9 protein-coding genes are annotated in these 9,291 nt (G+C 70.9%); 6 read left to right on the forward strand and 3 right to left on the reverse strand.

Annotation, left to right across the window (positions count from 1 at the left end):
- Both D8M39_RS11990 and D8M39_RS11995 read left to right on the forward strand, forming a co-directional pair.
- Positions 1-670 (forward strand): thiamine pyrophosphate-binding protein (locus tag D8M39_RS11990; RefSeq protein ID WP_238694080.1); only part of this gene is annotated, 670 nt, incomplete at its 5' end.
- Between the two features lie 47 nt (positions 671-717).
- Complete coding sequence (locus D8M39_RS11995) at positions 718-1,461, forward strand: SDR family oxidoreductase (protein WP_055086171.1); 744 nt, start codon at positions 718-720, stop codon at positions 1,459-1,461.
- Between the two features lie 194 nt (positions 1,462-1,655).
- Here D8M39_RS11995 and D8M39_RS12000 read toward each other — a convergent pair whose 3' ends face one another.
- The 3 genes from D8M39_RS12000 to D8M39_RS12010 form a co-directional block, all read right to left on the reverse strand.
- Positions 1,656-2,453 carry an amino acid ABC transporter ATP-binding protein gene (locus D8M39_RS12000; protein WP_055086186.1) on the reverse strand — a complete coding sequence of 266 codons (798 nt, stop codon included), beginning with the start codon at positions 2,451-2,453 and terminating at the stop codon, positions 1,656-1,658.
- Between the two features lie 44 nt (positions 2,454-2,497).
- Positions 2,498-3,292 (reverse strand): amino acid ABC transporter permease, encoded by a 795-nt coding sequence (locus D8M39_RS12005; RefSeq protein WP_126875087.1) that lies wholly within the window; start codon positions 3,290-3,292, stop codon positions 2,498-2,500.
- Between the two features lie 134 nt (positions 3,293-3,426).
- Positions 3,427-4,197: an ABC transporter substrate-binding protein gene (locus D8M39_RS12010; RefSeq protein WP_126875088.1), complete on the reverse strand. Its 771-nt coding sequence runs from the start codon at positions 4,195-4,197 to the stop codon at positions 3,427-3,429.
- A 309-nt stretch (positions 4,198-4,506) separates the two neighbouring features.
- Between D8M39_RS12010 and D8M39_RS12015 the strand changes: the two genes are divergently transcribed.
- From D8M39_RS12015 to D8M39_RS12030, 4 genes are all read left to right on the forward strand, one after another.
- A complete protein-coding gene (locus tag D8M39_RS12015) occupies positions 4,507-5,778 on the forward strand; it encodes a geranylgeranyl reductase family protein (RefSeq protein ID WP_055083260.1) in 1,272 nt (423 codons plus the stop codon).
- Between the two features lie 23 nt (positions 5,779-5,801).
- On the forward strand, positions 5,802-6,851 hold the full coding sequence (locus D8M39_RS12020) for a polyprenyl synthetase family protein (protein WP_232300225.1): 1,050 nt from the start codon (positions 5,802-5,804) through the stop codon (positions 6,849-6,851).
- A 96-nt stretch (positions 6,852-6,947) separates the two neighbouring features.
- A complete protein-coding gene (locus D8M39_RS12025) occupies positions 6,948-8,732 on the forward strand; it encodes a sodium-dependent transporter (RefSeq protein ID WP_126875089.1) in 1,785 nt (594 codons plus the stop codon).
- Positions 8,729-9,004 carry a methionine/alanine import family NSS transporter small subunit gene (locus D8M39_RS12030; RefSeq protein WP_126875090.1) on the forward strand — a complete coding sequence of 92 codons (276 nt, stop codon included), beginning with the start codon at positions 8,729-8,731 and terminating at the stop codon, positions 9,002-9,004. The genes D8M39_RS12025 and D8M39_RS12030 overlap by 4 nt, the downstream gene beginning before the upstream one ends.
- The last annotated feature ends 287 nt before the right edge of the window (positions 9,005-9,291 follow it).

The following is a 9,291-nucleotide window of genomic DNA, read 5'->3' on the forward strand; positions in this document are numbered from 1 at the left end:
TGCGGTGGCCGACGCCGCGGTGCTGCGCCACGCGGACTCGCGCCCCGGGCTCACCCGGCTGCACGTGGCCCGCGCGGTGTGGGACGCGAGCTGCGAGGACCGCTCGGTGCTCGTGGTGGGCTCCTCGACCGTCGTGCGGGACCTCGACCTCGTGGCCCGCGCGCAGGCTCCGCTGCCCGTGGTGGCGAACCGCGGCGTCGCCGGGATCGACGGCACGCTGGCCACCGCCCACGGCGTGGCCCTGGGAACGGGACGCCCGGTGCGCGCGGTGATGGGGGATCTCACGTTCCTGCACGACTCCGGAGGGCTTCTGCTGGGCACCGGGGAGCAGGTTCCGGACCTGCACGCCGTGGTGGTCAACGACGCCGGGGGCGGCATCTTCCAGACCCTCGAGCACGGGGGCGTGGGGCAGGACCAGCGCTACGCGGCCGCCGTGGAACGGTTTTTCGGGACGCCGCACAGCGTCTCCGTCGCGGAGCTGTGCGCGGCCCACGGGGTCGAGTACGTGCGGGCCGACAGCGCGATCGAGCTGACCGCCGCCATGGCCGCTCCGGTGGTGGGACGCCGCGTGGTGGAGGTCCCGCTCGAGCGCGAGACGCTGCGCGAGTTCAACCTGGCTGCCCACGAGGTCGGCGCCCGCGCGGTCGAGGAGTTCCTGGCCGGTCGGTGACGCCCCGGGCCCGGGGACGCGTCACCGCGGCTCGCTAGCATGACGGCATGACTGATCAGAGCACTCAGACAGCAACCGTCCGCACGGCTCTCGTCACGGGCGCCACCCGGGGGATCGGGCGGGCGATCGCGCAGGACCTCGCCCGGGACCACGTGGTCCTCGTGGGCGGACGCTCGGCGCAGGACGTGCAGCGTGTGCGGGACGAACTGGCCGGGGTGGGCCCGGGGACTCGGGCCTTCGTGGCGGACGTCACCGACGACGCGCAGGTCGAGGCCGCCTGGACACCGCTGCGCGAGGAGTTCCCGGGGCTGGACGTGCTCGTCCACTCGGCGGGCATCGCCCCGCAGTCCCTCGTGGCGGACGCCCCGCGCGAGATGTGGGAGCAGATCTTCGACGTGAACGTGATCTCCGTAGCGCAGCTGACCCGCCTGGTGCTCCCGCAGCTGCGCGAGGCCCAGGGAGACGTGGTGGCCATCAACTCCGGCTCGGGGTTCATGTCCCGCGCGTCCTCCGCGCTGTACTCCGGCACCAAGTTCGCTCTGCGGGCCTTCACGGACGCCCTGCGCGAGGAGGAGCGGGCCCACGGGGTGCGCGTCACCTCCGTCCACCCGGGGCGCGTGGCCACGGACATGCAGGCGCAGCTGCACGAGTACATGGGCGAGGAGTACCACCCGGAGGAGTGGATCCGCCCCGAGCAGATCGCCGCCGCCGTGCGCCTGGCCGTGGACGCCACCCGGGACGCCGAGGTGGAGGTCATCACGGTGCGCCCCTCGGGGATGACTGGCCGCTGAGAGCGGGCTCCTCGGCTGGGGGCTTCTGACGGCGGCCCCCTCGGCTGGGCCGCCCGGTGGGTTGCCCAGCCGGGCCGCCCGACCGGGCCGCCAACATCTGAGGCACGAAATGACCTCTGACCCACAGGTCTCGCGGTCACTTCGCGCCTCAGATGTCACGCGCGGGCCTCACGCCCGGATGCCACGCCCGGGTGTCACGCGCGGGTGTCCGGTGCCTCCGGGGCGTCCACCGTGGTGGGGTCCAGCACGCGGGAGAGGAACGTGCGCGTGCGCTGGTGCTGCGGCGAGCCGATGACCTCGCGGGCGGGGCCCTGCTCCACCACCACGCCGCCGTCCATGAAGACCACGCGGTCGGCGACGTCGCGCGCGAAGGACATCTCGTGGGTCACCACGAGCATCGTCATCCCGTCCGCCGCGAGCCCGCGCATGATGGCCAGCACGTCCCCCACGGTCTCCGGGTCCAGTGCGGAGGTGGGCTCGTCGAAGAGCATCAGGTCCGGGTCCATGGACAGCGCACGGGCGATCGCCACGCGCTGCTGCTGGCCGCCGGAGAGCTGGGCGGGGCGCTGGTCGGCCTTCTCGCTCAGGCCCACGCGCTCCAGGTTGGCGAGCGCCACCCGTTTGGCCTCTGCGGCGGGGCGCTTGAGCACCTTGACCTGGGCCACCGTGCAGTTCTCCAGCACGCTCAGGTGCGGGAACAGGTTGAACTGCTGGAAGACCATGCCCACGCGGCGGCGCATGGCGTCCACGTCCAGGTCCGGGTCCGTGACGGTGAACCCGCCCACGCTGATGCTTCCGGACTGCGGGGTCTCCAGCAGGTTGAGGCAGCGCAGCAGGGTGGACTTGCCGGAGCCGGACGGGCCGATGAGGCACACGACCTCCCCGGCGGCCACGTCCAGGTCGATGCCGCGCAGCACCTCGAGCTCGCCGTAGGACTTGTGGAGGTCGCGCACGCGCACTGCGGCGTTGGTGTCGGCGGTGGACGAGGACACGGCCCCGGACGCGGGGGGCGTTGCGGAAGTGGACACGGGAGCTCCTAGGACTTCTTGACCCGGACGGTCTTGTTCTCGAAGTGGCGGGACAGCAGCCCCAGCGGCACGGTGATGATCAGGTAGCACACGCCCGCCACCATGAGCGGGGTGAGCCCGGCGCCGGCGCTGGAGATGCCCTCGCGGCCGAACTTGGTGAGCTCGTACTGCTCCACACCCATGCCCAGCAGGTACACCAGGGAGGAGTCCTTGGTGAGCAGGATGACCTCGTTGGTCAGGGGCGGCAGCACGATGCGCAGCGCCTGGGGGATCACGATGGTGACCATCGCGCGGGTGTGGGACATGCCCAGCGAGCGGGCGGCCTCGTACTGGCCCGGGGGCACGGCCTGCAGGCCCGCGCGCAGCGACTCGGCGATGTACGCCGCCGCGACCACGCCGAGAGCGATCATCACCGTCACGTAGTGGTTGAAGCGGAACCCGAAGGCCAGTGGGATGCCGTAGCCCAGCGCCAGGAACACGAGCAGCGCGGGCACGCCGCGGAAGAACTCGATGTACAGCGTGGCGATCCACCGGTACGGCGCCACGGAGGAGAGCTTCATGAGCGCGAGGACCACGCCCAGGGACAGGCCCACCACGAAGCCGAGCACCGTGTAGATCAGCGTGTTCTTCAGCGCCACGGTGATGATCCCGGGGAACTGCTCCATCGCCACGGTGGGGTTCAGGACCCGCTGGAAGAGGACGTTCCAGTCCGCCAGGACGACGAGTGCGATCAGCACCACGACGAGTACGGCGTACTGGATGCCCCGCGACAGCCTGGCGCGCTGCCGGGTGGTCATGGCCATGGGTTTCTCCCTGTCTGTGGGCGGGCTGGGGGCCGCATGTGGGTGCCGGGCGCTGGACCACCGCCCGGCACCGTCGTCGTGCTGTCGTGCTGTCGTGCTGTCGTTCTGGAAGTGCTGCTGCGGAGGGGAGGGGACTACAGCCCCATCCACTCCTTGTTCATCTTGTCCATGGTGCCGTCGCTGGTGATGCGGTCCAGGGTCTTGTTGACGGAGTCGAGCAGCTCGGTGTTGCCCTTCTTCACGGCCACGCCCAGGTTCTCGTTGGTGTCCACGGTCTGCACCACCTCCAGGTCCGGGTTGGACTCGGCGCGCTTGGACAGCGTGGAGATGTTGCCGGACACGGCCTGCACGCCGCCGGACTCCAGGGACTGGAACATGAGCTCCACGTCCTCGAACTGCTGGGTGTTCAGCTTCTTGTCCTTGGCGTAGTCCTCGCCGGAGGTGGCCTGCTGCACGCCCACGGTCTTGTCGCCCACGGAGTCGAAGCCCTTGATCCCGGAGTCCTTGGTGGTCAGCAGGGCGATCTGGTCGTTGAAGTACGGCTTGGAGAAGTCCACGGACTGCTTGCGGGCATCCGTGATGGAGATCCCGGAGATCGCGGCGTCGCACTGGCCGGTGTCCAGCGCCGCCCCGGACTCGAGGGTCTCGAAGTTGGCCTGGACGAACTTCTTCTCCTTGCCGAGGTCCTTGGCGATCTCGTCCCCGAGGGACATGTCGAAGCCCACCACCTTGCCGTCCTTCTCGAACTCGAACGGCGGGTACGGCGAGTTGGCGCACACGGTGAACGTGCCGGAGTCGCCGCCCGCCTGGGCGTCGCCTCCCGAGGTGGATTCGCAACCGGTCAGTGCCAGACCTGCGGCGGAGAGGACGGCGAGCGCGGGAACGAGTCGGCGCAGGGTTGACATGGGTTCTCCTCGGTCAGGGGGACGGCCCCGTCTGGAACCTGTGGCGATTTTACGCTGTGGAACTCCCCGGGCTGCGGTGTCGTCGCGTTGATGACGTCCCCTCCCACGCGACGAGCTGTCGCCGCGCGTGCCGGGGCGGGCCGGGGCCGTGCGGGGGCGTGCGGGGACGGCGCCGGGGCCGACGACGGCGGGCGCGGCGGCGTCGTCGGCGGCAGTGGCACAATGGCGCACGTGCGTCCGGCGGCAGCGCCGCGCACGAGGGGCGCCGGGAGGGCGTCCGCACCCGAGACGGCGGAGGACTGCGGCGCAGTGAAGGTTCTGATCAGCGGGGGTGGCCCCGCGGGCGCCACCGCGGCGTACTGGCTCGCGAGCCAGGGGATCCGGGTGACGGTGCTCGAGAAGACCGCCTACCCGCGGGAGAAGGTCTGCGGGGACGGTCTCACGCCGCGCGCGGTGAAGCAGATGCGGCTCATGGGGCTGCCCCACGGCGCCGAGCAGGGCTACCGCTCCAACCGGGGGCTGCGGCTGGTCGCCGGCGGGCGCACCGTGGAGTTCCCGTGGCCGCAGCTCACGGACTTCCCGTCCTACGGGCTGGTGCGCACCCGCGCGGGCTTCGACGAGGACCTTGCGCGCCACGCGCAACAGGCCGGGGCGGAGATCATCGAGCACCGCTCGGTGCAGGACGTGCTGCGGGACGACACCGGGCGGATCGTGGGACTGCGCGCCGCCGTCATGGACCCCGGCACCGGGCGGCGCACGACGCAGACCGAGGACCACCACGCGGACCTCGTGCTCGCCGCGGACGGCAACTCCACCCGCACGGCCGTGGCCGCCGGGCTGCACCGGCGCCAGGACCGCCCCATGGGCGTGGCCGTGCGCACCTACTACCGCTCGCCGCGCTCGGAGCTGGACTGGATGGAGGGCTGGCTCGAGCTCGCGGACGGCAACGATCCGCACGGTGCCCTGCTGCCCGGCTACGGCTGGGTCTTCGGCGTGGGAGACGGCACCGCGAACGTGGGCCTCGGCATCCTGGACACCTCGCCCGCCTTCGGGAAGCTCGACTACCGGGCCGTGCTGCGGGACTGGGCGGCGTCGATGCCTGCCGAGTGGACCTTCGACCCCGAGCACCAGGTGGGCAGGATCGGCTCCGCGGCGCTGCCCATGGCCGCCAACCGCACACCGCACTACCTGCCCGGTCTCATGCTGCTGGGCGACGCCGCGGGGCTCGTGTCCCCGTTCAACGGCGAGGGGATCTCCAACGCGATGGAGTCCGCGCTGTTCGCGGCGTCGTGCATCGTGGACGCCGCCGGGGCCAACGGGGCGCAGCAGCGCGAGAACGCCCTGGCCCGCTACCCCGAGCTCGTGCGCGCGGAGTGGGGCGCCCACTTCACGCAGGGCAGGACGCTCGCGCAGCTCATCGGCCACCCCGCGATCCTCTCGGCGGCGGTCCGCTCCGGCATGCACGTCCCCGCCCTGATGCGCTTCGCCGTGCAGGTCATGACCGAGCTCTCCGACCGCCCGGCCCGAAGTGTGACGGACCGCGCCATCGCGGTGCTGGATGCACTCACCCCCGCGGGCTGAAATTGTCGATAGAGTGGTGGACCGTGACTGATCCCAGCAGCGTCGACGGCTCCCTGCGCTTGCCCGCAGGGTTCGAGCTCATCGCCCAGGACCCCCGCCTGGGTCCTCTCATGCTGCGTTCGCTGGAGCGCATCGAGCAGCGCCTGGGCGAGGCCGTCCAGGCCACCGACCGGCTCGCGGACGTCACCGCGCGCCACCTGCTGGCCGCCGGCGGCAAGCGCGTCCGCCCCCTGCTCACCCTGCTCGCCGCCGAGGTGGCCGGTGAGATCACGGACGAGGTCATCGAGGCCGCCGTCGTCGTGGAGCTCACCCACCTCGCCTCCCTGTACCACGACGACGTCATGGACTCCGCGCCCCTGCGCCGCGGCGTCGAGACCGCGCACACCGTGTGGGGCAACACCGTGGCCATCCTCACCGGCGATATGATCTTCGCCCGCGCCTCCGCCATGGTCTCGGCCCTGGGGCAGGAGCCCCTGATGATCCAGGCCACCACGTTCGAGCGTCTGGTGATCGGCCAGCTGCAGGAGACCACCGGCCCGGCCGAGGGCGAGGACCCCGTGGCCCACTACCTCCAGGTGCTCGCCGGCAAGACCGGCTCCCTGATCGCCGCGAGCGGGCAGTACGGTGCCCTGCTGGGCGGCGCGCCGCGCGACGTTGTCGACCTCATGGTGGTCTACGGCGAGAAGGTGGGACTCGCGTTCCAGCTCGCGGACGACATCATCGACCTCACCGGGCACCCGGACGTCTCCGGCAAGACCCGCGGCACGGACCTGCGCGAGGGCGTGGACACGCTGCCCGTTCTCCTGCTGCGGCGCCACGCCGCCGGAGCAGACCCGGAGGCCGCGGCCTCCGCCCAGGAAGTGCTCCGTCTGATCGACGGGGACCTCACGGACGACGACGCCCTGGCCACCGCCGTGGCGGCCGTCTCCTCCCACCCCGCGGCCGCCGAGGCCTGGCAGATCGCCAACCGGTGGGCCGACGAGGCCATCGCCGCGCTGGAGCCCCTCCAGGACTCCGTGGCCAAGGCCGCGCTGACCGAGTTCGCCCACGCGGTGGTCCACCGCCGGGGCTGAGCACTCAGTAAGCTTTACCCATTCATCCACAACTCGCGTGCCGGGCGTCCCTGGACCCCGGCGCCTATGGGATCTCGTCCCGTGTGAGGTTCAGCCATGTCCACTGACAAGAAGCGTGGTGGCGCCGCGAAGGAAGCATTCTCCGGGCGCACCATGTTCATCTTCGCCGCGATCGGCTCCGCCGTCGGTCTCGGCAACATCTGGCGCTTCCCGTACGTCGCGTTCGACAACGGCGGCGGCGCCTTCATCATCCCCTACCTGGTCGCGCTGCTGACCGCGGGCATCCCGCTGCTCATGCTCGACTACGCGATCGGCCACCGCTACCGCGGCTCCGCCCCGCTCTCGTTCCGCCGCCTGCACCCCAAGCTCGAGACCATCGGGTGGTGGCAGCTGATGATCTGCGTGGTCATCGCCATCTACTACGCGCTCATCATCGGGTGGGCCATGCAGTACACGGTGTTCTCGTTCAGCAAGGCGTGGGGCAGTGATCCGGCCGCGTTCTTCATGAACGACTACATGAAGGTCTCGGACCAGGTCACGATCGGCTTCGACTTCATCTGGCCGGTGTTCATCGCCACGGCCATCGCGTGGCTCGTGCTGCTCGTGGTGCTGATGCTGGGCGTGCAGAACGGCATCGGCAAGCTCAACGTGGTGCTGATCCCCCTGCTCGTGGTCATGTTCCTCATCATGGTGGGCATGGCCCTGACCCTGCCGGGTGCCGCCGCCGGTCTGGACGCCCTGTTCACGCCGTCCTGGTCCGCCCTGGGCGACTCCTCCGTGTGGGTTGCCGCGTACGGGCAGATCTTCTTCTCCCTGTCCGTGGGCTTCGGCATCATGGTCACCTACGCGTCCTACCTCAAGCCCCGCTCGGACCTCAGCGGGTCCGCCCTGGTGGTGGGCTTCGCCAACTCGTCGTTCGAGATCCTCGCGGGCATCGGCGTGTTCGCGGCCCTCGGCTTCATGGCCACCGCCTCCGGCACGCAGGTCTCGGAGGTCGCCACCTCCGGCATCGGCCTCGCATTCATCGCGTTCCCGGCAATCATCTCGCAGGCACCGTTCGGCACGCTGATCGGCGTGCTGTTCTTCGGTGCGCTGGCGTTCGCGGGCTTCACCTCCCTGATCTCCATCGTGGAGGTCATCGTGGCCGGTGTCCGGGACAAGCTGGGCCTGTCCCGTCCCGCGGCCGTGTCCCTGGTGGTGCTGCCGCTCGCCGTGATCTCCCTGCTGTTCTTCCCCACGACCACGGGCCTGAACCTGCTGGACGTGGTGGACGCGTTCATCAACAACTTCGGCATCGCCGCGGCCGCGCTGATCTCGGTGCTGCTGCTGACCTCCGGCTTCACGGCGCTGCCCACGTTGCGCGACCACATCAACTCGGTGTCCTCGTTCAAGCTCGGGCGCACGTGGATGATCATGGCCGGTGGTGTCACCCCGGTGATCCTCGGCTACATCCTGATCGACCAGCTGACCAAGACCGTGGCCGAGGGCTACAACGACATGCCCCAGTGGTTCGTGAACACCTTCGGGTGGGGCATGGCCGTGGGCATCGTCGTGATCGCGTACCTGCTCTCGCGCCTGCCCTGGAGCCGACGCACGGGGGACGGCTTCACGAGTCCCGCGCCCGCCATCCAGGACGCCTACCTGGACCGCAAGGCCATCGCCCGCCACGACCCTCTGACGCACTACACGGGCACCGAGGGGCGCACGGCCGCGCTGGACCAGGACTTCTCCCTGCGCGCCATCGACCGCGGCACCGTGGTGCAGCGCCCCGCGCCCTGGAACCACGAGCGCTCCGCGACCGGCACGCGCGCCGGTGAGCGCGTCCACTCCACCACCACCGCGGGCTCCGAGTCCCGCCCGTCGGAAGGGGACCTCTCATGAGCGGTACCGCCATCGTCATGATGATCGTCGCCATCGTCCTGGTGTGGGGCGGCCTGCTCCTCGCCCTGGTCAACATCAAGCGCTCCCCGGAGGAGGTGGACGAGCTCGACGATCCCGCGGACGGCACCTCGCAGGCCGCCGACACCTCGGCCACTTCGGCCACCGAGGGCGCCGTCACGTCGGGCGCCCGTGAGCAGGGCGTCACGACGACGCCGCACGGCCAGGTCACGGAGCCCCGCACCGACCCCGCGGGGCCGGCGACCCGGGGCTGACGCCCCACCGACCGCTCCGGCGCCCACTCCGGCGCTGAGCGGCGTCGGCGAAAGCACCGGCGAGCACAGAGCCCGCCCGGACCACCACGGTCCGGGCGGGCTCTGTCAACATCTGAGGTGTAGAGATGCCGCGATTTCGTCACGCCGGACGGGCATTGCTGGCTCTTCACGAACGAGGGTGTAGCGCGGGTCTGAACCCTCCGGCTTCGAGCAGCGACCGAGCGATGTAGTGGGTGAGGTTGCGGAAGCCGAGGGCGGAGCCGCGGAGGTGTTCGAGTCGCCCGTTG

It is taken from the genome of Kocuria sp. HSID17590 (assembly GCF_003989485.1).
Lineage (GTDB): Bacteria > Actinomycetota > Actinomycetes > Actinomycetales > Micrococcaceae > Kocuria > Kocuria salsicia.

Excerpts from the sequence above, each read along its gene's own strand:
- D8M39_RS11995 (WP_055086171.1), top strand. The coding sequence starts at position 718 with ATGACTGATCAGAGCACTCAGACAGCAACCGTCCGCACGGCTCTCGTC.
- D8M39_RS12005 (WP_126875087.1), bottom strand. The coding sequence starts at position 3,292 with ATGGCCATGACCACCCGGCAGCGCGCCAGGCTGTCGCGGGGCATCCAG.
- D8M39_RS12010 (WP_126875088.1), bottom strand. The coding sequence starts at position 4,197 with ATGTCAACCCTGCGCCGACTCGTTCCCGCGCTCGCCGTCCTCTCCGCC.
- D8M39_RS12025 (WP_126875089.1), top strand. The coding sequence starts at position 6,948 with ATGTCCACTGACAAGAAGCGTGGTGGCGCCGCGAAGGAAGCATTCTCC.
- D8M39_RS12030 (WP_126875090.1), top strand. The coding sequence starts at position 8,729 with ATGAGCGGTACCGCCATCGTCATGATGATCGTCGCCATCGTCCTGGTG.